21 protein-coding genes and 1 riboswitch are annotated in these 23,785 nt (G+C 72.5%); of the genes, 4 read left to right on the top strand and 17 right to left on the bottom strand.

Annotated features, from left to right (window positions below; genetic code table 11):
• Positions 1–8: 8 nt before the first annotated feature.
• From ACIBCJ_RS16230 to ACIBCJ_RS16205, 6 genes are all read right to left on the bottom strand, one after another.
• Positions 9–776, bottom strand: coding sequence for an endonuclease/exonuclease/phosphatase family protein (locus tag ACIBCJ_RS16230; RefSeq protein WP_362505500.1), 768 nt, complete (start codon positions 774–776; stop codon positions 9–11).
• Between the two features lie 95 nt (positions 777–871).
• A complete protein-coding gene (locus ACIBCJ_RS16225) occupies positions 872–1,825 on the bottom strand; it encodes an ROK family glucokinase (RefSeq protein ID WP_133888387.1) in 954 nt (317 codons plus the stop codon).
• A gap of 54 nt (positions 1,826–1,879) precedes the next feature.
• Positions 1,880–2,509 (bottom strand): DUF5304 domain-containing protein, encoded by a 630-nt coding sequence (locus ACIBCJ_RS16220; protein ID WP_365980147.1) that lies wholly within the window; start codon positions 2,507–2,509, stop codon positions 1,880–1,882.
• Between the two features lie 72 nt (positions 2,510–2,581).
• Positions 2,582–3,754, bottom strand: a complete 1,173-nt coding sequence (locus ACIBCJ_RS16215; protein ID WP_365980146.1) for an ArsA-related P-loop ATPase — start codon at positions 3,752–3,754, stop codon at positions 2,582–2,584.
• A gap of 270 nt (positions 3,755–4,024) precedes the next feature.
• On the bottom strand, positions 4,025–4,465 hold the full coding sequence (locus tag ACIBCJ_RS16210) for an SRPBCC family protein (protein WP_133888384.1): 441 nt from the start codon (positions 4,463–4,465) through the stop codon (positions 4,025–4,027).
• A gap of 137 nt (positions 4,466–4,602) precedes the next feature.
• Positions 4,603–5,400, bottom strand: coding sequence for a metallophosphoesterase (locus ACIBCJ_RS16205; RefSeq protein ID WP_133888383.1), 798 nt, complete (start codon positions 5,398–5,400; stop codon positions 4,603–4,605).
• Between the two features lie 310 nt (positions 5,401–5,710).
• Here ACIBCJ_RS16205 and ACIBCJ_RS16200 point away from each other — a divergent pair, with 310 nt between their 5' ends.
• Entirely contained in the window at positions 5,711–7,507 is a 1,797-nt protein-coding gene (locus tag ACIBCJ_RS16200; protein ID WP_365980145.1) for an AMP-dependent synthetase/ligase, read from the top strand.
• Between the two features lie 121 nt (positions 7,508–7,628).
• On the opposite strand, the gene ACIBCJ_RS16195 is transcribed toward ACIBCJ_RS16200, so the two are convergent.
• A complete protein-coding gene (locus ACIBCJ_RS16195; RefSeq protein ID WP_362505512.1) occupies positions 7,629–8,771 on the bottom strand; it encodes a glycosyltransferase family 4 protein in 1,143 nt (380 codons plus the stop codon).
• Positions 8,772–8,903: 132 nt separating this feature from the next.
• Between ACIBCJ_RS16195 and ACIBCJ_RS16190 the strand changes: the two genes are divergently transcribed.
• Positions 8,904–10,169: a glycosyltransferase family 87 protein gene (locus ACIBCJ_RS16190; RefSeq protein WP_365980144.1), complete on the top strand. Its 1,266-nt coding sequence runs from the start codon at positions 8,904–8,906 to the stop codon at positions 10,167–10,169.
• Here ACIBCJ_RS16190 and ACIBCJ_RS16185 read toward each other — a convergent pair.
• The 5 genes from ACIBCJ_RS16185 to ACIBCJ_RS16165 all read right to left on the bottom strand — a co-directional run bounded on the left by ACIBCJ_RS16185 (position 10,126) and on the right by ACIBCJ_RS16165 (position 16,013).
• Positions 10,126–11,319 (bottom strand): hypothetical protein, encoded by a 1,194-nt coding sequence (locus ACIBCJ_RS16185; protein ID WP_365980143.1) that lies wholly within the window; start codon positions 11,317–11,319, stop codon positions 10,126–10,128. The genes ACIBCJ_RS16190 and ACIBCJ_RS16185 overlap by 44 nt on opposite strands.
• A 474-nt stretch (positions 11,320–11,793) precedes the next feature.
• Complete coding sequence (locus ACIBCJ_RS16180) at positions 11,794–12,810, bottom strand: C40 family peptidase (RefSeq protein WP_362102006.1); 1,017 nt, start codon at positions 12,808–12,810, stop codon at positions 11,794–11,796.
• A gap of 282 nt (positions 12,811–13,092) precedes the next feature.
• On the bottom strand, positions 13,093–14,136 hold the full coding sequence (locus tag ACIBCJ_RS16175) for a C40 family peptidase (protein ID WP_133888378.1): 1,044 nt from the start codon (positions 14,134–14,136) through the stop codon (positions 13,093–13,095).
• Between the two features lie 231 nt (positions 14,137–14,367).
• On the bottom strand, positions 14,368–15,711 hold the full coding sequence (locus tag ACIBCJ_RS16170) for an NYN domain-containing protein (protein WP_362102001.1): 1,344 nt from the start codon (positions 15,709–15,711) through the stop codon (positions 14,368–14,370).
• 62 nt (positions 15,712–15,773) lie between these two features.
• Positions 15,774–16,013 carry a hypothetical protein gene (locus tag ACIBCJ_RS16165; protein ID WP_030402115.1) on the bottom strand — a complete coding sequence of 80 codons (240 nt, stop codon included), beginning with the start codon at positions 16,011–16,013 and terminating at the stop codon, positions 15,774–15,776.
• Between the two features lie 156 nt (positions 16,014–16,169).
• Here ACIBCJ_RS16165 and ACIBCJ_RS16160 point away from each other — a divergent pair, with 156 nt between their 5' ends.
• Both ACIBCJ_RS16160 and ACIBCJ_RS16155 read left to right on the top strand, forming a co-directional pair.
• Complete coding sequence (locus ACIBCJ_RS16160; protein WP_365980141.1) at positions 16,170–16,940, top strand: rhomboid family intramembrane serine protease; 771 nt, start codon at positions 16,170–16,172, stop codon at positions 16,938–16,940.
• Positions 16,937–17,218: an Lrp/AsnC family transcriptional regulator gene (locus ACIBCJ_RS16155; protein ID WP_055416531.1), complete on the top strand. Its 282-nt coding sequence runs from the start codon at positions 16,937–16,939 to the stop codon at positions 17,216–17,218. Before ACIBCJ_RS16160 ends, ACIBCJ_RS16155 begins: the two co-directional genes overlap by 4 nt.
• 91 nt (positions 17,219–17,309) lie before the next feature.
• Here ACIBCJ_RS16155 and ACIBCJ_RS16150 read toward each other — a convergent pair whose 3' ends face one another.
• The 5 genes from ACIBCJ_RS16150 to ACIBCJ_RS16130 all read right to left on the bottom strand — a co-directional run bounded on the left by ACIBCJ_RS16150 (position 17,310) and on the right by ACIBCJ_RS16130 (position 23,722).
• Positions 17,310–18,686 carry an aminotransferase class V-fold PLP-dependent enzyme gene (locus ACIBCJ_RS16150; protein WP_365980140.1) on the bottom strand — a complete coding sequence of 459 codons (1,377 nt, stop codon included), beginning with the start codon at positions 18,684–18,686 and terminating at the stop codon, positions 17,310–17,312.
• A 145-nt stretch (positions 18,687–18,831) separates the two neighbouring features.
• A riboswitch (SAM riboswitch) is annotated at positions 18,832–18,948 on the bottom strand.
• 73 nt (positions 18,949–19,021) lie between these two features.
• Entirely contained in the window at positions 19,022–20,086 is a 1,065-nt protein-coding gene (gene trpD, locus ACIBCJ_RS16145; RefSeq protein WP_362101990.1) for an anthranilate phosphoribosyltransferase, read from the bottom strand.
• A 140-nt stretch (positions 20,087–20,226) separates the two neighbouring features.
• Complete coding sequence (locus tag ACIBCJ_RS16140; RefSeq protein ID WP_362505527.1) at positions 20,227–21,864, bottom strand: cytochrome bc complex cytochrome b subunit; 1,638 nt, start codon at positions 21,862–21,864, stop codon at positions 20,227–20,229.
• Complete coding sequence (locus ACIBCJ_RS16135; RefSeq protein WP_365980139.1) at positions 21,861–22,916, bottom strand: Rieske 2Fe-2S domain-containing protein; 1,056 nt, start codon at positions 22,914–22,916, stop codon at positions 21,861–21,863. The genes ACIBCJ_RS16140 and ACIBCJ_RS16135 overlap by 4 nt, the downstream gene beginning before the upstream one ends.
• A complete protein-coding gene (locus ACIBCJ_RS16130) occupies positions 22,913–23,722 on the bottom strand; it encodes a c-type cytochrome (RefSeq protein ID WP_365980138.1) in 810 nt (269 codons plus the stop codon). The genes ACIBCJ_RS16135 and ACIBCJ_RS16130 overlap by 4 nt, the downstream gene beginning before the upstream one ends.
• Between the last annotated feature and the right edge of the window lie 63 nt (positions 23,723–23,785).

Raw genomic sequence — 23,785 nt, 5'->3', positions numbered from 1 at the left:
GCGGCGCGTCAGGTGCGCGCCGCGGGTACGCGGAGGGCGGTCAGGACCGGCAGGTGGTCGGTGGCCGCCCTCAGGTCGTGCTCGGCCACCCCGGGCAGTCCCGACGGCACCCCGCAGCCGAGCACCTCGACGCCCTCGGTGACGAAGACCGCGTCGATACGGCGGTCCGGCGCGCCGGCCGGGAAGGTGTACTCCCCGCCCCAGGGTGCGGCCGTCCAGCAGTCGCGCAGTCCGTCCCCGAGCCGCCGGAAGGTGCGGCCGCCGGGGCGCTCGTTCAGGTCGCCGCCCGCCACGGCGTGCGTCACGCCGAGGGCGGCCAGGTGGTCGAGGAGCAGACCGGCCTGCTCGTGGCGTTCGTCCGCCCGCAGCGACAGGTGCGTGCTGAGCACGCCGAGACGGGCTCCGCCGATCCTGACCACGGCGGTGGCCAGGCCCCTGCGGTGCTGACCGGGGGTGAGCGGGAGCAGCGCGTCCTCGGTGCGCTCCACGGTGGCCCGCAGGGAGCACAGCAGGGCGGGCCCGGCCGCGGTGCCGCCGCCGGAGAGGAGGACCAGGTCGCACGCCGCGGCGAGCCGGGTGATCTTCTTGCGCCAGCGGAAGAGGCGGGGGGCCTCCTGGAGGAGGACGAGGTCGGGTGCGCAGGCCCGGATGACGCGGGCGAGGGCGTCGGTGTCGTCGCGCATCGAGCGGATGTTGTAGCTCAGGACCCGGACGACCGCGGAACCGTCGGGTTCGGTATGGGAGTTGGGAAGAGGAGGAAGCGAGGACGTTGCCATGTGGATCAAGATACGACGCGGCCCGTCGTCCCCGGACGGGGCTCGACGGGCTCGGTCGTCCACGAGGCCCCGCGCGTACGCGGGCCCCGCGAGTCCTACATGATCGGGTCGGGTTCCCTCGCCAGGTCGGCCGCGCCCACGAGGCCCGCCTTGTTGCCGAGCTTGGCGGCGATCACGTCGGCGACCGGACGCCAGTTGCCGCCGACCAGCCAGCGCTTGTACGACTTGCGGATCGGGTCGAGGACCAGGTCGCCCTCGTCCGAGAGACCGCCGCCGACGATGAAGGCGGACGGGTCGAAGAGCGAGGCCAGGTCGGCGAGACCGGCACCGGCCCAGCGGGCCAGCTCCCGGTAGGAGTCGACGGCGACCGGGCAGCCCTGGCGGGCGGCGACCGAGATGTGCTTGCCCTCGATGCCGTCGGGGGTGCCGTCGCCGAGCGCGAGCAGCACCTCGGCGCGCTCGGGGGTGGCGTTGGCGCGCTGCTTGGCGTACCGCACCAGGGCCCGGCCCGACGCGTACTGCTCCCAGCAGCCCTGCGAACCGCAGCCGCACAGCAGGCCGTCGGGCACCATGCGGATGTGGCCGAACTCGGCGGCCACGCCGAAGTGACCGCGGCGCAGCTTGTTGCCGATGATGATGCCGCCGCCCAGGCCGGTGCCGAGGGTGATGCAGATGACGTTGCGGTGGCCCTTGCCGCCGCCGAACCTGTACTCGCCCCAGGCCGCGGCGTTGGCGTCGTTCTCCACGACGACGGGGAGACCGACGCGGGCCTGCACCTTCTCCTTGAGCGGTTCCTGGCGCCAGTCGATGTTGGGCGCGAAGTAGACCGTCGAACGCTGGCGGTTGACGTAGCCGGCGGCACCGATACCGACGCCGACGATCTCGTGCCCCACGCGCGCGCCCTCCACCGCGGAGGCGATGGCGTCCACGATGGCCTCGGGCGTGGTGGGGGTCGGCACCTTGTGGGTCGAGAGGATGTTGCCTTCCTCGTCGACCACGCCGGCCGCGATCTTCGTGCCGCCGATGTCGACGCCGATGGTGAGTCCCATGAATCCCTCAGTTCGGTCGAGCCCCGCTAAGGGCAACCGTACCCGAGGCGGGGCTCAGTCCAGGTCGATGCGCTGCCCCGGGCCGGTGCCCCCGTCGTCCTCGTCGCGGCCGTCGGTGCCGCTTTCGTCCAGGTCACGGGGGTCGCCCGGGTCCTTCGGGGCGGTGTCGCCCGTGGTCCAGCGGCGTTCCTGGTTCTGGACGGCGGAGCGGTAGGCGGCGAGGAGTTCACCGCCCGCTGCGGCGAGGTGGTCGAACACCCCCGGGTTGCGCTCGATGACCGGTTCGACGGCGGCCTTCGCCTGCTGCACGACCTGCCGGACCACCTGCTGGGCGGCGGGTCCGGCGACCTGGCCGAGCAGCGGGGACTGGAGGGCGGACAGCTTGTCGGCGACGGTGTCGACCAGCCGGCGCAGCTCCTCGGCGGCCGAGCCGGGCGGCGGCCCGTACGCGGCGCGGCGGCGGGCCTGCTCCGACTCCAGGTCCTCGGCGCACGCCGTCGCCCAGGCGTCGGCGTCGGTCGCGGCACGGGGCTCGTCCGTCGCACGGGTCCCGTCGGTCGCGCGGGTCCCGTCGGTCGCGCGGGTCCCGTCCGTGGCTCGGGTCTCCCCGGTCACACGCGTCTCGTCGACCGCGTCGGCCTCGTCGGGGCGAGGGGCCTCGGACGGGGGGAGCTCTTCGCTCATCACGGACTCCTGACTACGGTTCGTCCTTACGACGTTACCCGAACGGGCCGCGGTCCCGCCGGGTTCCGCCGGTCAGCGCTCCCGCGGCCACTGCCCCGGGTCCGGAGCGAACCGGACGGCGAGTGTGCCGTCCCGCAGCGCGGCCCCGTCCACGGAGCAGCGGCGCAGCGCGGAGGGCAGCGGGAGCGTGCGGCGGAACGGCCCGGCGGCGACGACCAGTTCGTCACCGCGGCGGACCAGGTCGAGCTGCTCGCGCACGGCGCCGGGCAGCGGGATGTGCCAGACCAGCACGCCGTCCCCGGCCAGCTGGTCGGTGACGGGCCACTCGACCGGGGAGGCGGCCGGGTCGACGCCCGGCACGTCCAGGGCCGTCAGGTCGTCCGTACCCCGGGGGTCCCGGCCGAGATGGGCGACGGCGTGGACGTCGTGCGTTTCCCGCCACCCTTCCAGGGTCTTGCGCTGCTGAGCGAGGAGGCCGCCGAGCCGGCTGTCCGCCGGAACGTCCTCGGGCAGGACGCGGTTCGCGACCAGCAGGTCGGTGCGCAGGCCGCGCAGGGCGAGGCCGAGGGTGGTGACGAGGACGGCGTCGGCGCCGGCCGGTCCGGGCTCGGCGACCAGCCGTACGGTGGTGTTCCGGTCGGCCAGCACGGCCTCGGTGGCGGCGAGTTCCAGGTCCCAGCGGGCCGCGGCCTCGTACAGCGCCTCGGTGGGCATGGGGACGCCGGCGAGCCGGCCGAGGACGGGGCGCAGGGCCCGGGCCGCCTGCCGTTCGGGCGGGAGCAGACGGCGCAGGCTGCGGCGCAGTTCCTCGGGTGCGGCGAGCAGGGCGAGGGCACGCGGGGCGGGCGGGAGGTCCACGACGAGGAGGTCGTGCGCCTCGGCGAGGGCGGCCTCGCGCAGGGCGCGCAGCAGGGCGAGGTCGTCGGCGCCGGGCAGCGGGGTGAGTTCCTCGGTTTCGAGGCGGGAGGCGCCGAGCAGGTCGAGGGCGGAGGCCGCGCGGTCCTGGAGGGCGGCGAGGGTTTCCCGGAAGCTCTGGGCGGCGTCGGGGCGCCAGGCGGTGAGGCCGGGTTCGACGGTGGTCGGCGCGGGGCCGGTGCGCACGCCGAGCACGGCGCCGAGGGTGTCGTCGCGGTCGGTGCCGAGGAGGAGGGTGCGGGTGCCCTGGCGGGCGGCCTTGAGCGCGGTGGCGGCGGCGAGCGTGGTACGGCCGGTGCCGCCGGGGCCCGTGATCAGGAGGGTGCGCATGGGGGTGAACGGTACCGGTGCCTTGGCGGCGCCGGGGGCGGGTGCCTTGGCGACGCCGGGTAAGGGTGCGCCGGGGTGCCGGGGGGCGCGGCCCGGCGTTGCGGGGTGCCGCTGCGCCCACCCGTGCCGCCCCAGCGGCACGACTGCCCGCAGCGGGGGGGGTGGCGGCTGCCCGCAGCCGGGGGGCGCGGCACGGTGGCTGCCCGCAGCGGGGGGGGCGTGGCGGCTGCCCGCAGCGGGGGCGGGGGCGGCACGGTGGCTGCCGCGCGGCTAGGGGCGGTTCGACTCCACTCGCTTCTTCAGGCCTGCCAAGGCCCGGTCGATGATGACCTTTTCCGCCTTGCGCTTGATCATGCCGAGCATGGGGATCTTGACGTCCACCGTGAGCCGGTAGGTGACCTCCGTGCCCGTGCCCGCCGGGCGGAGCAGGTAGGAGCCGTCGAGGGAGCGCAGCATCTGCGACTTCACCAGCGTCCAGGAGACCTCGTGCTCGCCGGTCCAGGTGTAGCCCAGCGTCTGGTCGTCCTTGATCGCCCCGGCGTCCATGACGAGTCGGACCTGCTCGGCACGCCCCTGCGCGTCGGTCGCCAGGACCTGCGCCTCCTTCACCTCGCCGGTCCAGTCCGGGTAGCGGGCGAAGTCGGCGATCACCGCCATGACGTCGGCCGGTGCCGCCTCGATGGTGATGCTCGAGCTGGTGTGTTCCGCCATCGCCGTGGCTCCTCCGGATGCGGGCCGCTACTGAGGTGGTCGTGCGCCCGTCGCGCGCACGTGTGTGCCGCGTGCAGGCTATCGCGCACGGGGGCGGGGCATGTCACCACCCACCTGCGCGGGTCCGCCGCCCCCGGTCACCACTCCAGCGCCCAGGGCCGTCCCGTCGACGCGAAGTGGCCGACGTTGACGCACTCGGTCGCCCCGACGCGCATCCGCCGGGTCAGCGGCTGGTGGACGTGGCCGAACAGGGCGTAGCGGGGCCGGGTGCGGCGGATGGCGTCCAGCAGCGCGCGGCTGCCCCGCTCGAAGCGTCGGGCCACCGTGTCGTAGAGCAGTTCCGGGACGTCCGGCGGGATGTGGGTGCACAGCACGTCCACCTCGCCGACGGCCTCGATCTTCGCCGCGTACGCCTCGTCGCTGATCTCGTACGGCGTGTTCATCGGGGTCCGCAGGCCGCCGCCGACGAAGCCGAAGACGCGGCCGCCGATCTCCACCCGCTCCCCGTCGAGCACGGTGGTGCCGGGCCCGGCGAACTCCGGCCACAGCGGCGGCACGTCGACGTTGCCGTAGGTGGCGTACGTCGGAGTCGGGAAGGCGGCGAAGAGTTCGGCGTACTGCCTGCGCACCGCCCGCTCGATCAGCTCGCGCGGGTCCCCGCCGGTCTCGGCCCACAGCCGCCTGCCGAAGTCCCTGGCCTCGTCGAAGCGGCGGGCGGTGCGCAGCGCCACGATGCGGTCGGCGTTCGCGACGCCGAACAGGTCGGGGAAGATGCCGCGCGAGTGGTCGGCGTAGTCGAGGAAGAGGACCAGGTCCCCGAGACAGATCAGGGCGTCGGCGCCCTCGCCGGCCCTGGCCAGGTCGCGGGCGTTGCCGTGGACGTCGCTGACCACGTGGACGCGCGTGCTCGTGTTACGAGGCGGTGTGGGTGCCATGGCGATCAAGCGTAAGCAGCGCGTGCCTGATGTGAACAGTGGCGGTCGGACCTGCGGTTACTGGCTGGTCGGTTGATCCGTCGACTACTGTGCGCAAAGCAAACCCCATCCGTGTGACGCGGCGAACATCTCGCGGGGACCCCCTGTCGGAGAACGCATACCGACGGGTAACGTCCGGGCCGTCCAGTCGTGCTCTGGATTTCAACATGTGAATCGCGCATGAGTTCTCCGGAGCACTTGCCCGACCCTTGGACCGCACCGTCGCATCACACAGTGTCGTGGCGCCGGCGCCCTATGAGGAGCAGCAGTCTTGCGCGAGTTCAGCCTTCCGGCCTTGTACGAGGTCCCCACGGACGGAAACCTGACCGACATCGTCAGGAGGAACGCCGCGCAGCATCCTGACGTCGCCGTCATCGCCCGCAAGGTGGGCGGCGCCTGGCAGGACGTGACCGCGCGCGACTTCCTCGCCGAGGTGCACTCCGCGGCCAAGGGCCTCATCGCCTCCGGTGTCCAGCCGGGCGACCGGGTCGGCCTGATGTCCCGTACCCGGTACGAGTGGACGCTGCTGGACTTCGCGATCTGGAGCGCCGGCGCGATCACCGTGCCGGTGTACGAGACCAGCTCCGCCGAGCAGGTGCAGTGGATCCTCAGCGACTCGGGGGCCACGGCGTGCGTCGTGGAGTCGGCCGGGCACGCCGCGGCCGTGGAGTCGGTGCGCGAGCAGCTGCCCGCCCTCAAGAACCTCTGGCAGATCGACGCCGGGGCGGTGGACGAGCTGGGGCGCCTCGGACAGGACGTCACCGACCGTGCCGTCGAGGAGCGCGGCTCGATCGCGAAGGCGGACGACCCCGCCACCATCGTCTACACCTCCGGCACCACCGGCCGCCCCAAGGGCTGCGTGCTCACCCACCGCAGCTTCTTCGCCGAGTGCGGCAACGTCGTCGAGCGGCTGCGTCCGCTCTTCCGCACCGGTGAGTGTTCGGTCCTGCTCTTCCTCCCCCTCGCCCACGTCTTCGGGCGGCTGGTCCAGGTCGCGCCGATGATCGCGCCGATCAAGCTGGGCAACGTCCCCGACATCAAGAACCTCACCGACGAACTGGCCGCGTTCCGGCCCACGCTGATCCTGGGCGTGCCGCGCGTCTTCGAGAAGGTCTACAACTCGGCGCGGGCCAAGGCGCAGGCCGACGGCAAGGGCAAGATCTTCGACAAGGCCGCCGACACCGCCATCGCGTACAGCAAGGCGCTGGACACCCCGTCGGGCCCGGCCGTCGGTCTGAAGATCAAGCACAAGGTCTTCGACAAGCTCGTCTACAGCAAGCTCCGTACGGTCCTCGGCGGCCGCGGCGAGTACGCGATCTCCGGCGGCGCCCCGCTCGGCGAGCGGCTCGGCCACTTCTTCCGCGGCATCGGCTTCACCGTCCTGGAGGGCTACGGCCTGACCGAGTCCTGCGCGGCCACCGCCTTCAACCCCTGGGACCGGCAGAAGATCGGCACGGTCGGCCAGCCGCTGCCCGGCTCCGTGGTGCGCATCGCGGACGACGGCGAGGTGCTGCTGCACGGCGAGCACCTGTTCAAGGAGTACTGGAACAACCCGGCCGCGACCGCTCAGGCGCTGGCCGACGGCTGGTTCCACACCGGCGACATCGGCACCCTCGACGAGGACGGCTACCTGCGGATCACCGGCCGCAAGAAGGAGATCATCGTCACGGCCGGCGGCAAGAACGTCGCCCCGGCCGTCATAGAGGACCGCATCCGGGCGCACGCGCTGGTCGCCGAGTGCATGGTGGTCGGCGACGGGCGGCCCTTCGTGGGCGCGCTGGTCACCCTCGACGAGGAGTTCCTGGGCCGCTGGTGCGAGGAGCACGGGAAGCCGGCCGGGTCGAGCGCGGTGTCGCTGCGGGACGACGCGGATCTGCTCGCGGCGATCCAGGACGCGGTCGACGACGGGAACGCGGCGGTGTCGAAGGCGGAGTCGGTGCGGAAGTTCCGGGTGCTGGGGGCTCAGTTCACCGAGGACTCGGGGCACTTGACGCCTTCGCTGAAGCTGAAGCGGAACGTCGTGGCGAAGGACTACGCGGACGAGATCGAGGCGATCTACGCCAAGTAGGGGCGCCCATGGGGTGCCGGGTGCGGTTCGTTGGCGGCATCCCGTCCGACGGGGCTGGTCGCGCAGTTCCCCGCGCCCCTGAGGTCAGTGCGACTCCCCCGTGCCGACAAGGCACCCCGCGTTACAGCAGCGCCTTCAGGTGTTCCGCCAGCAGGTCCCAGCGCCACTTCTCCTCGACCCACGAGCGGCCCCGCTCGCCCATTCTGCGGCGCAGTTCCGGGTCGGCGAGGAGGGTGATGACGCGGTCGGCGGACTCGTCCGGGTCGGCGCCGCGGACCACCCAGCCCGTCTCGCCGTCGAGCACCGCGTCGGGGGCGCCGCCCGAGTCGCCGGCGACGACGGGCAGACCGGTCGCGGACGCCTCCAGGTAGACGATGCCGAGGCCCTCCACGTCGAGGCCGCCCCGGCGGGTGCGGCAGGGCATCGCGAAGACGTCCCCGGCGCCGTAGTGGGCGGGCAGCTCGGACCAGGGCACGGGGCCGGTGAAGTGGACGGAGCCGGCCACGCCCGTCTCGGCGGCGAGGCGGCGCAGGTCCTTCTCGTAGGGGCCGCCGCCGACGATCAGCAGGACGGCGTCCGGCTCGGCGGCGAGGACGCGGGGCATCGCGCGGATCAGGGTGTCCTGGCCCTTGCGCGGGACCAGGCGGGAGACGCAGACGACGACGGGCCGGTCGGTGAGGCCCAGGCGGGCGCGCACCTCGTCGCCGCCGCTGCCCGGGTGGAAGGTCTTCTCGTCGACACCGGGCGGCAGTTGCACCATCCGGGCGGCGGCCTCCGGCGTGAGCGCGCCCGCGATGCGGGAGCGGGTGTACTCGCCGAGGTAGGTGATCGTGTCGGTCGACTCGCCGATCCGGCGCAGCAGTTGGCGGGCCGCGGGCAGCTGGGCCCAGCCCGCCTCGTGGCCGTGGGTGGTGGCGACGAGGCGCTCGGCGCCCGCCTTCCGCAGGGCCGGGGCCATCAGGCCGAGGGGCGCGGCGGCCCCGAACCACACCGAGGTGCAGCCGTGCTCCCGCAGCAGGCCCACCGCACGCCGGGTGGCGCCGGGCGTCGGCAGCAGCATCGTCGTACGGTCCCGTACGACGGTGAAGGGCTGCTCGGCGTCGAAGGCGGCGGTGGCCTCGATGCCCTCGCGGCTCCGCTTCCAGGTGGAGGCGTAGACGACCAGCCGCTCGGGGTCCAGGCGCAGCGCCATGTTGTGCAGGAAGGCCTGGATGCCACCCGGACGGGGCGGGAAGTCGTTCGTCACGATCAAGGTCTTGCGCACGTCGCCGACCCTACCGAACCGGCCGCCGGGTGCGGACCGGGCCGCCTCCTGTGGCACACGTACAGGTGTCCGGGTCATCATGTCCGCACCGGAAGGCAGCAGCGGCCGGCAGGACGGACGGGCAGGGAGCACGTGGAGACGAAGGACGCGAGGCGGTCACCGGTGTGGCTGCTGTCGACCTGGGGCGCCTCGCGGCTGGTGCTGCTGCTGTTCGTGCTGAAGGTGCTGGTCTTCCCCGGCCCGGACGTCACGAGCGACGTGTCCGTGATCTACCGGGGCTGGTCCGACGTCCTGCGCACCGGAACGTTTCCGCTGGCGGACGTCACCTGGCAGTACCCGCCGGCCGCGGCCCTCCCGATCGTCTCCCCCGGCCTGCTGCCCTTCCTGGAGTACGCGACGGCGTTCTTCGTCCTCGTCTGCGTCACGGACGCCGCCGTCCTGGCGCTGCTGTGGCACGCGGGCCGGGGGCCGGGCCGCTCGCCGCGCGGTGCGTGGGTGTGGGTGGTGGGCGTGCCGCTGCTCGGCCCGACGGTGTACGCCCGCTACGACGTGATGGTCACCGCCGTCGCGGTGGCCGCGCTGCTCGCCGCGGGCCGGCATCCCCGCGTGGCCGGCGGCCTGGCGGCGCTCGGGGCGCTGCTGAAGGTGTGGCCCGCGATGGTGCTCCTCGGGATGCGGGGACGGGCGCCGTGGCTCGCCGCCGTGCTGAGCGGCGCGGGGCTCACCGCGTTGTTCGCCGTGTCGATGCCGGGGGCGTTCGCGTTCCTGACGTTCCAGCGTGAGCGGGGCGTCGAGGTGGAGTCGCTGGGCTCGCTGGTCTTCCACGTCGCGCGGCACTTCGGCTGGGAGGGCGGGGTGCTGCTGAACTACGGCTCCATGGAGTTCCTGGGCCCGCACGTCGGCACGGTGGGCACGGTCTCGATGGCGCTCAGCGGGGTGGCGTTCGGCTGGCTGGTGCTGTGGCGGCTGCTGGCCGCGCGGTCGGGGGGCCCGGGGTTCGCGGCGCACACGGCGGCGGACGCGGCCTTCGTGGCGGTGCTGATGTTCACGGTGACGAGCCGGGTGATCAGTCCGCAGTACCTGGTGTGGCTGATCGGCGTCGGTGCCGTCTGCCGGTGCTTCCGGGAGAGCCGGATGCGGGTGCCGGTCACCCTGGTGCTGGTGGCGAGCCTGGTGACGCTGCTGGAGTTCCCGCTCCTGTTCGGCGACGTCGTCACGAGCACCCCGCTCGGCATCACGCTCCTGGCCGTCCGCAACGTCCTGCTGGTGGCCGCCACGCTCGTCGGCGCCCGCGCCCTGTGGCGGGACACGGTGCCGCCCGGGCGCCCGGGCGGCGCCGGAGAGCCCGGCGGGCTCAGCCGAGCCGCGTCCGCAGATACTCCCGCCAGCGCGCCGTGAAGTCCTCCTGGGTCGTCCCGAGCACCTTCCTCGTCGCGTCCTCGACGGCGCCCGCGCGCTCGCCGTGCGCGCCCACGGCGCGGTAGAAGGCGTCCAGCCGGTCCTCGTCCCACTGCTCGGCGATCATCCGGCAGGCCAGCCAGCCGCCCTCGTAGGCCCGGGCCAGTTCCTGCGCGTCGGCGGTGAAGCCGAAGTCCTCGTCCGTCGGCAGCCGCGCCGGCACCTCGCCCTGGGCGACCGCCTCGGCCAGCTCGGGGGCGGCCTCGGCGGCGGCGCGCGCGCTGTCGCGGTAGCCGACCCAGTCGGCGTAGCCCTCGGAGAGCCACAGCGGCGTGGCGGAGGTGGTGTCGGCGCGGGTGGCGACGTGGGTCGTCTCGTGGGTGAGGACGACCTGCCGGCCGAGGTCGCCGAGGAGTCCGTACGCGTCGGGGTTGACGATGATCCGGTCCGCCGGGGCGTGCTCCCGGCCGCCCGTCTCCCCGGTGGTGACCGCGGCGATGCCCCGGTAGGAGGAGGCCGGCGAGCCGAGCAGGCCCGCCATGCCCTCCAGCGACCGGGGGACGACCACGACCACCCGGCGGGCCCAGTCGCCGTCCCAGGCGTCGGCGACGGCGGGCACCGCCCGGTCGGCAAGGCCGGCGAAGCGGCGCAGGGTTCCGGTGGGCTGCCCGACGCCGAGGACCAGGCTGTGCGTCCCGCGGACGACCTCGACCTCGCCCTGGTCCCAGGGCTGCTGGCCGGACTTCTTCGCGGGCCGGTCGGAGTCGACGGACCACCGTCCGCCGGCGCCCTCCCGGCTCAGCCGCAGCGTGCGGCCGGTGGCCACGGCACCCCGGTCGTAGCCCTCGACGCGATAGCGCAGCTCGACGTCGGCGGTGGCGGTGTCGCCGCTGCGGTCCAGGTCCCGCACCCGGTACGACCAGGCGGCCAGCGGGATCGCGCTCAGGTCGCCGAAGCGGGCACCGGCGCCGGTGCGCGCGTAGGCGGCCGCGTCGTGGGCGAGGACGGCCGCGGCCCGCCGGTCGAGGACCCCCTGGACCTCGGCCCGGGCGGGATCGGCCACGCTCCCGCCACCGCAGCCCACGAGCCCGACGAGCAGCAGGCACAGCACCCCCGCCGACCACCCCGGCACCCGCGTTCGACCAGCCACGTTCCCGATCGTACGGGCGCGGGACCGGGGACGGCACCGGACCGGGGCCCCCGGGAGCCGTGACCCGGCAGCCCGCGAGCACCGGCACGTCAGGCCCGTGGGGCCGGCACGGGTGCCACCCCCGTGTGACGCACGGGCACCCGGGACCCGGCAGGCCACGGACACCGGCTCCGTCGGACCCGTGAACCCCGCACCGGCATCGCATCCAAGTCGAGCGCCCGACGCCGGGAACCAGCAGGCCCCAGGCCCCTGGCCCCAGGCACCGGCCGCGTCCAGCTCGTGAGCCCGCACCGGCATCGCACACCCCGGCGACGGCGCCGCGGGCGCCGAGGGCCCCGACCCGGCAGGCCCCAGGCACCAGCTCCCCTCAAGCCCGCAAGCCCCGCACCGGCATCACACCCCCGCGAGGAGCGGGAGCCGGGCCGCGGCAGGCACGAGCACCGGCCGGGCCGGGCCCGGGGACCCTCGCCGGTGTCACACCCGCGTGATGGACGAGATCGGCATCATGCCGACCGGGTCGTAGCGCACCGGCGCTCCGGGGTAGGGGGCGTGGATCACCTGGCCGTTGCCGGCGTACATGCCGATGTGGCTGGCGTCGCTGCGGTAGGCGACCAGGTCGCCGGGGCGTGCCTCGGACAGGGAGACCCGGCGCCCGGTGCCGGACTGCGCCTGGGAGGTGCGCGGGATGCCGACGCCGGCCTGCGCGTAGGCCCACTGGGTCAGGCCCGAACAGTCGAAGCCGGAGGGGCCGTTGGCACCCCAGACGTAGGGCTTGCCGAGGGCGGAGCGGGCGGCGGCGAAGGCGGCGGAGGCGCGGCCGGAGGCGGGAGCGGCGGCGCCGGCCAGGGCGGTCAGGTCCTCGCGGCCGGAGCGGGAGCCGCGCCCGTAGGCGGCGCGTTCGTCGTCCGGCAGGGCGGCGAGCAGCGCACGGGCCTTGGCGAGCTTGCGCTCCACGGTCTTCTTGTGGGCGGCGACGGCCTTGCGGCCCCGTTCCAGCTCGGCGAGCTTGGCGGCCGCCTCGGCGCGGTCCTGCGCGAGGTCGCGCATCGCCTGCTGGAGCTCTCTCAGCTCGCCCGCCTGACGGGTGGTGATCCGGTCGAGCACGGAGGCCCGGTCGAGGTAGTCGTCCGGTTCGGCGGACAGCAGCAGCGCCAGCGACGGGTCGATGCCGCCGGAGCGGTACTGGGCCCCGGCCAGCGAACCGAGCGCGTCGCGCAGTGTGTTGACGTGCTGCTGCCGGCGGGCGATGAGGTCCTGCGCGGTGGAGACCTCCTCGCGCAGCCGGTCGGTGCGCGCGTCGGCCTTGTTGTACGCCTCGGTCGCCTGCTCCGCCTCGGTGTGCAGGCGGTCCACCTCCGCCCGCCGGTCGTCGTGCGGCGCGGCCGTGGCCGGTACGGCGCCCAGGAGCGCGGCGGCGACGGAGAGCAGGCCCACGGCGGCGGTGGAGCCGCGGTCGAACCCGGATGGTGCAAGGCGGCGATGGGACCCCACGGGAAGCCGCACTCCTTCCGCTGGCGGACGGGGAAACGCGGCAGACAGTAACCCCGCGGCGGGGCACCGGCCAACGACCTCCGGGGCCGCGCAACACGACGCCCCGCCGCTGACGCAGGTCACCGGCGGGGCGGGGGGTCACACGACCCGGACGTGATTCGCCCGAACGGGCGGTACGGCGGGACTGGTTCCGGGTGGCGCGGCGGCACCTGGCCGGGCCTCCGCACCGGGCACGGTCAGAGGCACACGCCGGGCACCTTCAGAGGCACACGCCGACCGCGGTCAGACGCGCACGCCGAACATGAACGGGCCGCCGATCGTGCTCATCGACTCGTAGCGGACGTTGGTGCCGGTGCGCGGCGCGTGCAGGACCTGGCCGTTGCCGGCGTAGAGGCCGACGTGGTGCAGGTCGCTGAAGAAGAAGACCAGGTCGCCCACCTGCAGCTGGCTCATCGAGGAGATGCGGGTGCCGTAGTTGGCCTGTGCCTGGGAGGTGCGCGGGATGCCGACGCCGGCCTGCGCGTACGCCCAGGAGGTCAGGCCCGAGCAGTCGAAGGAGGACGGACCGGTGGCGCCGTAGACGTACGGCGTGCCTATCTTGCCCTGGGCCGCGGCGAAGGCGGCGCCCGCGCGGCCGGAGGCCGGGGTGGACTTGCCGCCGGTGAGCACCTGGCGCTCGCTGGCGCGGTTGGAGCGCTGCTCCTCCTCCTGGAGGGCCGACCGCTCCTGCGCGGTGAGCGTGTTGAGCAGCTTCTGCGCGGACGAGAGCTTGCCCTGGACCTGCTTCTTCTTCTTGCCCAGCTCGGTGCGGGTTGCGGAGAGGTCCTTGAGCTTCTCGGAGGCCTCGGACCGCTGCTGGGCGAGGTCGCGCTGCTTGACCTGGATCTTCTTCAGCGCCTCGACCTGCTGGCCGCTGAGCTGGTCGAGGGTGGAGGCCTTGTCCAGGTAGTTGTCCGGGTCGGCGGACAGGAAGAGCTGGAGGGAGGGGTCGATGCCCCCGGAGCGGTACTGGGCGCTGGCCATCGAACCGAGGCCGTCGCGCAGCTCGTTGAGCTCCTCCTGGCCGCGGGCGACGTTGTCCTGGATGGTGGAGATCTCCTTCTGGAGCTTCTCCTGCTTCTCCTTGGCGCCGTTGTACTTCTCGGTGGCCTGCTCGGCCTCCTCGTAGAGCTTGTCGACCTTGGCCTTGACCTCGTCCTTGCTCGGCTTCTCGCTCGGGGCGGCGTTGGCGGCCTGGGAGCTGAGAGCGACAGCGGCGGCGGCAGCGGTGGTGAGCACGGTCACGCGCGTGCGGCTCGGCTGCTTGGGACGACGGTGGGACGCCACGGAGACGAGCTCCTTCTTGAGAGGGATCACCCGTTCGAGGGTTCGAAGGGTGACCCTAGTGACCCACTCGTGATCAGTTCAAATCCTCCGCCGAAAAATCACGGTTACGCACCGCGTTTTTCGCCACAACTCACCTGCAGTGACGTCGACCTGACACTACGTTGCGTCACGGTTCCGTCAATTCGGGCATAGGGCGCCTACGTTGCGGTTGGTACGGAAGTGAATCAGGGGCTAGGAAAGCCGCTTGAGGAGCACCACGGACGCCACCGGGCGTGCGCCGGCGCGCGCCACACCGTCGGCCACCTCGCGGTCGGTGGAGACGACGATGACCGGCCGGCCCGGCGGCTCGGACCGCACCAGCTGCCGGATCAGCTCGTCGGCGGTGACGCCGGGCTTGGAGAAGAGCACCCGCACCCCGCGCGGCGGCGCGAGCAGCACGGGCGCCGCCAGTTCGGCCCCGTCGAAGACGCAGGTCATCTCGGCGCCGGTCTGCGCGGCGAGCTGCGAGAGCTGGCCGAGCAGCCGCAGGCGCTGCTTCTCCAGCGGCATCTGGGGATAGCCGGTCTTGGTGACGTTGTAGCCGTCGACGACCAGGTGCGCCTGGGGCAGCGCCAGCAACTGGTCGAGGACGGCCGGGTCGTTCTCGGACAGGGCCCGGTTGGCGATGTCCTTCGGCGTCATCCGGCCCGGCTCGACCGCGTCCACGGTCTCGGCGGGCCGCACGGACACCGGGGGCAGCGCCAGCTCGCGGCGCAGCCCCTGGGTGGCGTCGAGAAGGGTGTCGAGCAGCAGCCGCACGCGCATGTCCTCGACGCTGCGGCCCTCGCGGGCGGCCTTGCGGCTGGCCTCCAGGGCGGCCTCCGCCTCCCCGAGGCGGGCCTTGAGCCGCCGGGCCTCGCTCTCGGCGGCGGACACCTGGGTGTGCGCCTCGGCGCGGGCCGCGTCCGTCTCGGCCCGGAGCTTGCGCAGCGCGGCCTCGCCGCGTTTGACGTCGCTGAGGGCGGAGCGCAGCTTGCGGTGCAGCGACTCGCTCTCCCGCTTCGCCGTGTCCAGCTCGGCGCGCAGCCGCTCGGTCTCGGCCTTGGTGTGCTCCCGGGCCCGGGCCAGCTCCTCGTGCAGCCGCTCCAGCTCGGCGCGGCTCTCCTCGTCGGCGCGCTCGGCGTCCGCGCGCTGCGCCTCCTCGCCGGCGGCGGTCACCAGCTTCACCCAGCCGTGCGGGCGCAGGACGTAGGCGGCGGCGGCCACGTCCAGCGGGTCGGCGGCCGGGAGGGCGGACCCGGCGTCGAGGGCACCGGCCAGTTCCGGCTGGGCGTCGCGGAACTTCTCGCCGACGCGCTGGCGGAAGAGCGGGTCCGTCTCCACGGCGGCGGCCATGGCGTTGCCGGCGAACTTGGCCCTGCGGTTGGGGGCGAACCTGGCGTACTGCCTCAGCTGGGCGGGCAGCTCACCGAGGGTGAGCGAGCCGAAGCCGTCGGACACGATCTGCACGACCCGGCGGCGCACGCCGTCGGGCAGCGGGCGGTCGAGCACCTCAGCGGCGCCGTCGCCCGGCCCCCCGCCGTGTGTCTCCACCATCCGTCACCCCAATGTCTCAGGGCGATCCCGCGCCGGAATCGCCTGGTGCGGGGCCGCTCCACTCAGGAGGCGGCATCCGGCCTGTCGACGAGTTCCACCTGGTCCACGGCGTTGCACCAGCGGCACCGCACCGACTCGATGGTCTCACTGAGCACCTCGCGCTCCTCCACCGTCGGCTCACCGGCCAGGTCGAGGTGCACGTACTCGACGACCTTCGAGGCCCGGGTCACGTCGAAGCGGGTGAGGTTGCCGCAGAGGGTGCAGCGCCACCGCGTCGTGTCGGTCGGCAGGGGAACCGTCATCGTGGCTGTTCGCTCTCTTCCAGTGTCGGTGACGCGCCGGGCCTCCCCGGTGCGTGTGGCTCGTAACCCTACGGCCTGGCGGGTACCCGACGCCCGCGTGTCCACGGCGGCGAGGCGCTATGGACCCTCGCGTCCGTTACGTCATGCTCTGTATCCATGATCCGCAACTGGAGCAGGACGGCCCGCAGGACGGTCGGGGCGGCCAGGAAGCTCGTCCCGGCCCGCCCGCCCGGGGGCCGGGCGGCGCCGGTGACCTACACGCTGATCACGCTGTGCTGCCTGCTGTTCCTGGTCAGCCCGGCGGCGGGGCTGAACCCGCTGTACGGCACCGGGGAGGAGCAGCTGGCGGCGCAGCGCGCCCACTTCCGGCGCTGGGGCGTGATCCCCGCAGAACTGTTCGAGGACTCCCCCGGCTCGGCGCTCACCCCGGCCACCGCGCTGTTCGTCCACGGCAGCTGGGTGCACCTGCTGGGCAACATGCTCTTCCTCTACGTCTTCGGCGCGATGACCGAACAACGGATGGGTAGGCTCCAGTTCACCCTGTTCTACCTCGGCTGCGGCTACCTGGCCCTGCTCGGCTACGCGGGCGCCAACGCCCACTCCCAGGAGTCCCTGGTCGGCGCCTCGGGGGCGATCTCCGCGATCCTGGGCGCGTTCCTGTTCCTCTTCCCCCGGGCCCGCGTGACCAGCCTTCTGCCCTTCCTCTTCTTCCTGCCGCTGCGCTTCCCGGCCTGGCTCGTGCTGCCGTTCTGGGCGGCCCTGCAGTGGATGGCGGCGGGCCGGGCCGGTGACGGGCCGGGGGTGGCGTACCTCGCGCACCTGGTGGGCTTCGGTCTCGGCTTCCTCTTCGCCTGGGCCCGGTTCGGGCGTACGACTAGAGTTGGGGGCGTTCCAGTGACGGCGCCCGAGGGAGAGAACCAGCCGTGATCAGCGCGATCGTCCTCATCAAGACCAGCGTGGACCGGATTCCCGAGATCGCGGAGCAGATCGCCGCGCTGGAGAACGTCAGCGAGGTCTTCTCCGTCACCGGCACCTACGACCTGATCGCCATGGTGCGGGTGAACGAGCACGAGGACCTGGCCGAGGTCATCCCCGGCCGGATCAGCAAGATCCCCGGCGTGGAGGGCACGGACACGCACGTCGCGTTCCGGACGTACTCGCAGCACGACCTGGAGGCGGCGTTCGCCATCGGGCTGGACAACTGATCGACCCGGGCCGGGCGCGCCCCGAAGGGGCGCGTGACCGTACCGCCGCGCCGCTCCCCCGACCCGGGGCCGGCCTCCTCCCCCGGGCCGCTCAGGCGTCGGCGGCCGAGGTGGTGTCGGGCACGCAACGGCCGTCCTCGGTGCGGTACTTCCACCGGGCGCCGTCGCTCACCAGCTCCTTGACGGCCTTCACGAACCGCTCGACGTGCTCGTCCGGGGTGCCCGCGCCGAAGCTCACCCGGACGGCGTTGAGGGACTTCTCGCCGGGCACCGCCTCGGGTGCGCCGCACTCGCCCTGCGCCTGCGGGTCGCTGCCGAGCAGGGTGCGCAGCAGCGGGTGGGCGCAGAAGAGGCCGTCGCGCACCCCGATGCCGTACTCGGCGGAGAGGGCCGCGGCGAAGTGGGAGCTGTTCCAGCCCTCGACGACGAAGGAGAGCACCCCGACGCGCGGCGCGTCGTCGCCGAAGAGGGAGAGGATCCGCACTTCGGGAACCCCGGCGAGGCCCTCCCGCACCCTGCGGATCAGCTCTTCCTCGCGGGCGACCAGCGTGTCGAACCCGGCCTCGGTGAGCGCCTTGCAGGCGGACGCGATGGCGTAGGCGCCGATGACGTTGGGCGACCCGGCCTCGTGCCGGGCGGCGCTGTCGTGCCACTGGACGTCCACGCCGCCGTCGGCGCGCCGGCTGACCCGGCGGCTGGCGCCGCCACCGGCGAGGTACGGCTCTGCCTCGCGCAGCCAGTCGGCCCGTCCGGCCAGCACGCCCGAGCCGAAGGGGGCGTACAGCTTGTGCCCGGAGAAGGCGACCCAGTCGACGTCCAGGTCGGTCACGGAGACGGGGTGGTGCGGGGCGAGCTGGGCGGCGTCCAGCACGATGCGGGCACCGTGCGCGTGTGCGGCGGCGGCCAGTTCACGTACCGGCCACAGCTCGCCGGTGACGTTGGAGGCGCCGGTCACGCAGACCAGGGCGGGCCCGTACGGCTCGCGGGCGGCGAGGGCGCGCTCCAGGGTCTGAACGGCCTGCGCGGGGGTGCGCGGGGCGTCGAGGTAGGTCACGTCGGCGTCCCGCCAGGGCAGCAGCGAGGCGTGGTGCTCCGTCTCGAAGACGAAGACCCTGCTCCCGGCGGGCAGCGCGGCGGCGAGCAGGTTCAGGGAGTCGGTGGTGGAGCGGGTGAAGACCACCTGGTCGTCGTCCCGGCAGCCGAGGAAGGCGGCGACCGTGGCGCGGGCGTTCTCGAACAGGTCGGTCGACAGCTGCGACAGGTAGCCGGCGCCGCGGTGCACGCTGCCGTAGTACGGCGCGTAGGCGGCCACGTCGTCCCAGACCCGCTGGAGCGCGGGCGCGCTGGCGGCGTAGTCGAGCGCGGCGTAGGTGACTTCACCGCCGGTGACGAGCGGCACGGTGACGTCCCGGCCGAGGACGGGCAGCGGGGCGGCGACGGCGGTGGCGGCAGGGGTGGGTACGGACATGGCGGACTCCCGTGAGGAACCAGCGCGAGAAGCGCGCTGCGAAAGGTGAAGGAAGAGGTGCGGAGGCGGGGCTCTGCGGCCCTATCGCATTCGCTGGTTCACGGGAGACTCCCTCGGACGACCCAGGACCCCTGGTTCCGCGAGGGGTCCGCGCTTGCCGTGGACCTTGCTGTCCACGGCCTGGTCTTCACCCGGGGCACCCCGCCACGGACGGAGGGTTGCCGGACAGTCGGCCGGGGCCTCATGACTGTCACTCATGACCTGTCGAAAAACTTATGGGAAGTGATCGGCGTCCCGCAACCCGGGTCCGGATCGCGGGACGCACGTCACATGCGTCAGGCGTGGCTGGCCGCCACCCAGCGGTCGAGGACGCGCTTGGCGGCGCCCGAGTCGATCGCCTCGGCCGCCCGGTCCATCCCGGCCCGCAGCTGCTCCGCCAGCGGCGCCCCGCCCGGCTCCAGGGCCACCAGGGCCGCCGCCGAGTTCAGCAGCACCGCGTCCCGTACGGGTCCCGGCTCGCCGGCCAGCAGGCGGCGGGCGACGTCGGCGTTGTAGGAGGCGTCGGCGCCGCGCAGCGCCTCGACCGGCACCAGGTCGAGCCCGACGTCCCGGGGGTCGAAGGCCTCCTCGGTCACCCGGCCGTCCCGCACGACCCAGACCCGGGAGGTGGCGGTCGTGGTCAGCTCGTCCAGACCGTCGTCGCCCCGGAAGACCAGGGAGGAGTGGCCGCGCTCGGCGAAGACACCGGCGATGATCGGTGCCATCCGGGCATGGGCGACCCCGATGGCCTGTGCCTTCACCCGGGCGGGGTTGGTCAGCGGGCCCAGGAAGTTGAACACCGTGCGGATGCCGAGCTGGCCGCGGGCCGCCGCGACGTGGCGCAGGGCCGGGTGGAACTTCACCGCGAAGCAGAACGTGATGCCGGCCTCCTCGGCGACCTCCGCCACCCGCTTCGGCGTCAGCTCCAGGTTGACCCCGAGCTTCTCCAGGACGTCGGAGGCGCCGGACGCCGAGGAGGCGGCCCGGTTGCCGTGCTTGACGACCTTCGCGCCCGTGCCGGCCACCACGATCGCGGACATGGTGGAGATGTTCACCGTCTTGGCGCCGTCACCGCCGGTGCCGACGATGTCGACGGTCCTGCCCGGCACCTCGATCACGTTGGCGTGGTCGTACATGGTGCGGACGAGCCCGGAGATCTCCTCGACCGTCTCCCCCTTGAACCGCAGTCCCACCGCGAAGGCGGCGATCTGCGCGTCGGTCGCCTCGCCGCGCATGATCACGTCCAGCGCCCAGGCGGTCTCGTCCGCGGACAGGTCACGGCCGTCCAGCAGGCCGTTCAGCAGGGCGGGCCAGGAGTGGCCCGCCGCGATGTCGCCTCCAGCGGGGGTCACAGCGCTCATGAGCCGCTCCTGAATCGTGTGTGTGGGGTGTGTCGTGGAAGGGAGGTGCGGTTCCACCCTATCCAGCCCGGACACGGCCGAAGGGCCCCGTCCGCGGAACGGACGGGGCCCTTCGACCGTGGTGTGGCGACGCTGGAGGGTCAGTGGTGGCCGTGGCCGCTCGTGATCTCCTTGTACTCGTCGACGGTCGGCTTCGGAATCTGCGACTCCTCGCCGTAGTAGGCCTCGCTGAGCTTGGCGCGGAGCTTCTCGGAGCCCTTCACCTTGCGCTCGACGCCGTTCTCGTCGACCGTCGGGCCGATCTCGGCCGGCTTGTACTGCTCGTGCGCCGTGAGCGTGTGCAGCTGCTCCTGGCTGAGCGGCTCGTGCACCTCGATGAACTCACCGTGCGGCAGGCGCTTGATGATGCCCGACTCGCGGCCGTGCAGCACCTTGTCCTTGTCCCGGCGCTGGAGACCGAGGCAGATCCGCTTGGTGATGACGAACGCGATGACCGGTCCGACGAAGAACCCGATCCGCACGAACCAGGTGACCGAGTTGATCGACAGGTGGAAGTGGGTCGCGACGATGTCGTTGCCACCACCGATCAGCATGATCATGTACGCGGTGACCCAGGCGACGCCGAAGGCCGTACGGGTCGGGGCGTTGCGCGGCCGGTCCAGGATGTGGTGCTCGCGCTTGTCCCCGGTCACCCACGACTCGATGAACGGGTAGAGGGCGATGACCGCGAGGAAGATACCGAAGATCACCAGCGGGATGAACACACCGAGGACCAGGGTGTGACCCCAGAAGTTGATCTCCCAGCCCGGCATGGCGCGGACCAGACCCTCGGCGAAGCCCATGTACCAGTCCGGCTGGGCGCCCGTGGACACCTGGTCGGGCCGGTAGGGGCCGATGCTCCAGATCGGGTTGACCGAGGCGATGCCGGCGATGACCGCGATGACACCGAAGACCAGGAAGAAGAAGCCTCCGGCCTTCGCCATGTACACCGGCAGCAGCGGCATGCCGACGACGTTCTTGTTGGTCTTGCCGGGACCCGCGAACTGCGTGTGCTTGTGGTAGAAGACCAGGATCAGGTGGCCGACCACGAGCCCGAGCATGATGCCCGGCAGCAGCAGGATGTGGATCGAGTAGAACCGGGCGACGAAGTCGGTCCCGGGGAACTCCCCGCCGAACAGGAACATCGAGATGTACGTGCCGATGATCGGCGTGGACAGGATCGCGCCCTGGGTGAAGCGGACACCGGTGCCGGAGAGCAGGTCGTCCGGGAGCGAGTAGCCGGTGAAACCGGTGAACATGCCGAGGACGAACAGCAGGAAGCCGAACAGCCAGTTGATCTCACGCGGCTTGCGGAACGCGCCGGTGAAGAAGACGCGCATCATGTGCACGAACATGCCGGCGAGGAAGATGATCGCCGCCCAGTGGTGGATCTGCCGGATCAGCAGACCGCCGCGCACGTCGAAGCTGATGTCGAGCGTCGACTTGTACGCCTCGCTCATCAGCTGTCCCTGCATGGGGACGTACGAGCCGTGGTACGTGACCTCGTTCATCGACGGGTGGAAGAACAGCGTCAGGTACACACCCGTGAGGATGATGATGATGAAGCTGTAGAGGCAGACCTCACCCAGCATGAACGACCAGTGGTCGGGGAAGATCTTGCGCATGTTGGCCTTGGCCAGGGAGTAGATCCCGAGCCGGCCGTCGGCCCAGTCGGCGACGCGCTCGCCGGCCGGTGCCTTCCCGCGCGAGCGGGGTGCGTCGTTGGCTGCAGTACTCATCCGCGCTCCCAGAATGCAGGACCGACGGGCTCCTCGAAGTCGCTGAGCGCCTCGAGATAGCCCTCGTCGTTCACACCGATGCGCAGCTGCGGCAGCGGGTGACCGGCGGGACCGAAGATGACCCGGGCGCCGTCGGAAAGGTCGAAGGTGGACTGGTGGCAGGGGCAGAGCGCGTGGTGCGTCTGCTGCTCGTACAGGGAGATCGGGCAACCGACGTGGGTGCAGATCTTCGAGTAGGCCACGATGCCCTCGTGCGACCACTCGAGCTCGCGCTTGTCCTTGATGCTGTCCGGCTCCAGCCGGATGATCATCAGGGCCGCCTTGGCGATCTCGTTCTGGAAGTCGTGGTTGTCCTCCTCCAGGCCCTCGGGCTTGGCGAAGGTGAGGGAACCGACCCCGATGTCGGACGGGCGCATGGGCTCGTTCGTGTTCATGTTGACGAGCAGCTTGCCCTTGGACCACAGCGTGTGGCGGAGCTTCGTCCCGGGCAGCGGGCCGAGGTCGCGCAGCAGGACGACGCCGGAGAGCGGCACCAGCGTGAGCGCGCCCAGCATCGTGTTGCGGATCAGCTTGCGCCGGCCGATCACCGACTCCTTGGCGCCCTGCTTGAAGTCCGCGTGGACCTTCGCGCGGGTCTCGGAGTCGGCCTCGATCGGGTGGCGCTCGTCGGCGACCTCTTCGTCGGACATCAGGGTGCGCGCCCAGTGGACGGCGCCCGCGCCGATGGTGAACAGCGCCACGCCCAGGGTCAGGCCCAGCGCGAAGTTCATCGCGTTGATGTGACCGAGGGGGAAGACGAAGATCGACTTGTCGTGCGGGATCGCGACGAACGAGGCGATGAAGCCGATGGTGGCCAGCATCGACACCGTGAACAGCAGGGCGACCACGCGCTCGGACCGCTTGGCGGCCCGCTCGTCGACGTCCTGGATCCGGTGCTCGTGGGGCGGCAGCCCCGGGTCCGCGAACGGGTTCTTGTCGTCCGCGGGCTTCGGCACGTGCGTGCCGCCCTGCTCAGCCGGCAGGTTCTCTTCTGGAATGTCTTGGCTACTCATGACTTCTTGGCCTTTGCGGTCCGAGCGGCGACCCACACGGCGACGGCGATGCAGGCACCCAGGCCGAAGATCCAGCCGAACAGGCCTTCGCTGACCGGCCCGAGGCCGCCGAGCGAAAGACCGCCCGGGTCCACGGTCTCGTCACCGTTGACCGCGTCCAGGTAGGCGATGATGTCCTTCTTGTTCTGTTCCGACAGGGCGGTGTCGGGGAAGGAGGGCATGTTCTGCGGGCCGGTCTGCATGGCCTCGTAGATGTGCTTCGGGCTGACACCCTCGAGGCTCGGCGCGTACTTGCCGTGCGTCAGGGCGCCGCCCTTGCCGGTGAAGTTGTGGCACTGCGCGCAGTTGGTGCGGAACAGCTCGCCGCCCTTGGCGATGTCCGCGCCCTCGGGGCCGTACTTCTCCTCGGAGGGGACGGCCGGACCGGCACCCAGCGACGCGATGTAGGCCGCGAGCTGGTCGATCTCCGCCTGGGAGTAGATGTTCGGCTTGTCCGGGATCTGCGCGCCGGGCTGCTGGGCCGGCATGCGGCCGGTGCTGACCTGGAAGTCGACGGCCGCGGCGCCCACGCCGACCAGGCTCGGACCGTCGCTGGTGCCCTGACCACCGGTGCCGTGGCAACTGGCACAGCCGACGGCGTAGAGCTTCTTGCCCTCGTCGATGGCGAGGGACTGGGCGCTTTCATCGGCCTGCGCCTTGCTCGCGGGTGCGAACGCGGCGTACAGCCCCCCTGTGCATGCCAGCGCGAGGAGTAGGACGACGAGTGCCGCCAGCGGATGGCGTCGTCGTGCGGAGAGCTTTTTCACGGATTACCCCGGTGTCAGGATCTTCTGCGTCGATGCTTCTGGTATTGCGCGGGTGCGGTGCCG

Origin of the sequence: Streptomyces sp. NPDC051136 (assembly GCF_044455745.1) — a bacterium.
Classification (GTDB): Bacteria; Actinomycetota; Actinomycetes; order Streptomycetales; family Streptomycetaceae; genus Streptomyces.
Note: the sequence above shows the minus strand (reverse complement) of the source record. Positions and strands in the feature narration are given on the sequence as shown.

Excerpts from the sequence above, each read along its gene's own strand:
- ACIBCJ_RS16230 (WP_362505500.1), bottom strand. The coding sequence starts at position 776 with ATGGCAACGTCCTCGCTTCCTCCTCTTCCCAACTCCCATACCGAACCC.
- ACIBCJ_RS16225 (WP_133888387.1), bottom strand. The coding sequence starts at position 1,825 with ATGGGACTCACCATCGGCGTCGACATCGGCGGCACGAAGATCGCGGCC.
- ACIBCJ_RS16220 (WP_365980147.1), bottom strand. The coding sequence starts at position 2,509 with ATGAGCGAAGAGCTCCCCCCGTCCGAGGCCCCTCGCCCCGACGAGGCC.
- ACIBCJ_RS16215 (WP_365980146.1), bottom strand. The coding sequence starts at position 3,754 with ATGCGCACCCTCCTGATCACGGGCCCCGGCGGCACCGGCCGTACCACG.
- ACIBCJ_RS16210 (WP_133888384.1), bottom strand. The coding sequence starts at position 4,465 with ATGGCGGAACACACCAGCTCGAGCATCACCATCGAGGCGGCACCGGCC.
- ACIBCJ_RS16205 (WP_133888383.1), bottom strand. The coding sequence starts at position 5,400 with ATGGCACCCACACCGCCTCGTAACACGAGCACGCGCGTCCACGTGGTC.
- ACIBCJ_RS16170 (WP_362102001.1), bottom strand. The coding sequence starts at position 15,711 with ATGGTGGAGACACACGGCGGGGGGCCGGGCGACGGCGCCGCTGAGGTG.
- ACIBCJ_RS16165 (WP_030402115.1), bottom strand. The coding sequence starts at position 16,013 with ATGACGGTTCCCCTGCCGACCGACACGACGCGGTGGCGCTGCACCCTC.
- ACIBCJ_RS16160 (WP_365980141.1), top strand. The coding sequence starts at position 16,170 with ATGATCCGCAACTGGAGCAGGACGGCCCGCAGGACGGTCGGGGCGGCC.
- ACIBCJ_RS16150 (WP_365980140.1), bottom strand. The coding sequence starts at position 18,686 with ATGTCCGTACCCACCCCTGCCGCCACCGCCGTCGCCGCCCCGCTGCCC.
- trpD (WP_362101990.1), bottom strand. The coding sequence starts at position 20,086 with ATGAGCGCTGTGACCCCCGCTGGAGGCGACATCGCGGCGGGCCACTCC.
- ACIBCJ_RS16140 (WP_362505527.1), bottom strand. The coding sequence starts at position 21,864 with ATGAGTACTGCAGCCAACGACGCACCCCGCTCGCGCGGGAAGGCACCG.
- ACIBCJ_RS16135 (WP_365980139.1), bottom strand. The coding sequence starts at position 22,916 with ATGAGTAGCCAAGACATTCCAGAAGAGAACCTGCCGGCTGAGCAGGGC.